The following is a 1,931-nucleotide window of genomic DNA, read 5'->3' on the forward strand; positions in this document are numbered from 1 at the left end:
AGGGGGAGGGAGTAGGGCCCGGCGTCCTCCGAAACCATCCCCAGCGTTCCGTCGTACTCCCGCAGTGCCTGCGCGGTGTGCGAGCGGGGATGCTGCTTCACATCCTCCGGCGTGCCTTCGGCCACCAGCAGGCCGCCGCCCTCCCCGCCTTCGGGGCCCAGGTCGATCAGCCAGTCGGCGGCGCGGATCACGTCGAGGTTGTGCTCGATGACGATGAGCGAGTGGCCGGCCTCCAGCAGCTTGCGCAGCGCCCGCATCAGCTTGGCGATGTCGTCGAAGTGCAGGCCGGTGGTGGGCTCGTCGAACAGGAACAGCGTGCCCTTGGTGGCCGTGCCCTGGCGGCTGGCGGTGGCACTGCGCGCGGCCTCGGCCAGGAAGCCGGCGAGCTTGAGCCGCTGCGACTCCCCGCCCGAAAGGGTGGGCACCGGCTGGCCGAGCTTCACGTATTCCAGACCCACATCGACGATGGGCTGCAGCGCGCGCAGCACCTCACGATCCTGCGCGAACAGCGCCGCGGCCTCGCTCACGGTGAGGTCCAGCACGTCGGCCACGCTGAGGCGCCGGGCCTGAGCCTGGCCCACCGCGTGGCGCTCGATCAGCACCTCCAGGATCTCCGGCCGGTAGCGCTTGCCATCGCAATCCGGGCAGCGCAGGTACACGTCGGAGAGGAACTGCATCTCCACATGTTCATAGCCCGAGCCGCCGCAGGTGGGGCAGCGGCCGTCGCCGGAGTTGAAGCTGAACTTGGCCGCGGTGTAGCCCCGCTGGCGCGCGAGCGGCGTGGTCGCGAAGATCTCTCGGATCGTGTCCCAGGCGCCCACGTAGCTCACCGGGTTCGAGCGCGCCGTCTTGCCGATGGGCGACTGGTCCACGAACACCACATCGCCCAGGTGGTCGGCGCCGAGCAGGCGGTCATGCGCGCCGGCGCTCTCGGTGGCGCGGCCGAAGTGGCGCATGAGCGCCGGCGCCAGGATGTCCTGGATCAGGGTGGACTTGCCGGAGCCGGAGACGCCGGTCACGCACACCAGGCGCTGCAGCGGGAACTCCACCGACACCGACTGCAGGTTGTGCTCGCGTGCGCCCTCGAGCACCAGGCGCGGCGTGCTGTCGGTCACCGGACGCTTGAAGCCCTGGCCCACATGGCGCCGTGCGCCCAGGTAGGCGCCTGTCAGCGTGTCGGCCTCGCGCAGCGCGGCCACGCTGCCGTCAAAGACGATCTGGCCGCCCTTCTCGCCCGGGCCGGGGCCCATGTCGATCACCCGGTCGGCGGCCACCATCACGGCCGGGTCATGCTCCACCACCACCAGGGTGTTGCCGGCGTCGCGCAGGCGGTGCATGGCCTGGGTGATGCGCGCCATGTCGCGCGGGTGCAGACCGATGCTGGGTTCGTCGAGCACGAACAGCGTGTTCACCAGCGAGGTGCCGAGCGCGGTGGTGAGGTTGATGCGTTGCACCTCGCCGCCCGAGAGCGTGCGGCTCTGGCGGTCCAGCGTGAGGTAGCCGATGCCCACGTCGCACAGGTAGCGCAGGCGCGTGTTGATCTCCTCGAAGAGCAGCTTGAGCGCCTGGGCGTCGCCGGCCTCCGTCGTTCGGGCGGCCGGCGAGAGGCGGTCGAAGAACTGGCGCAGCCGGTCGATGGGCAGCAGCATCAAGTCATGCAGGCACAGGCCCGGCAGCGCTTCGAGTTGCTCACGCGACCAGCCAGTGCCCGCAGGCAGGAAGCGGCGCTCGGCGGGCAGCACCGCATCCGCGTCCACGCGGCTGCCCAGGCGCCACAGCAGGCTGTCGGTCTTCAGGCGCGCGCCGCCGCAGGTCTCGCATGGGGTGTAGCTGCGGTACTTGGACAAGAGCACGCGGATGTGCATCTTGTAGGCCTTGGTCTCCAGGTACTCGAAGAACCGCTTCACGCCGTACCACTGCTTGTTCCAGTT

General features: G+C 70.1%; 1 pseudogene. It reads right to left on the minus strand.

The features are described from left to right. Positions 1-1,931 (minus strand): annotated as a pseudogene (locus ACE3T5_RS21575) (excinuclease ABC subunit A); the annotation flags it as partial.

Source organism: Ramlibacter sp. (assembly GCF_041916345.1).
Taxonomy (GTDB): Bacteria; Pseudomonadota; Gammaproteobacteria; order Burkholderiales; family Burkholderiaceae_C; genus Ramlibacter.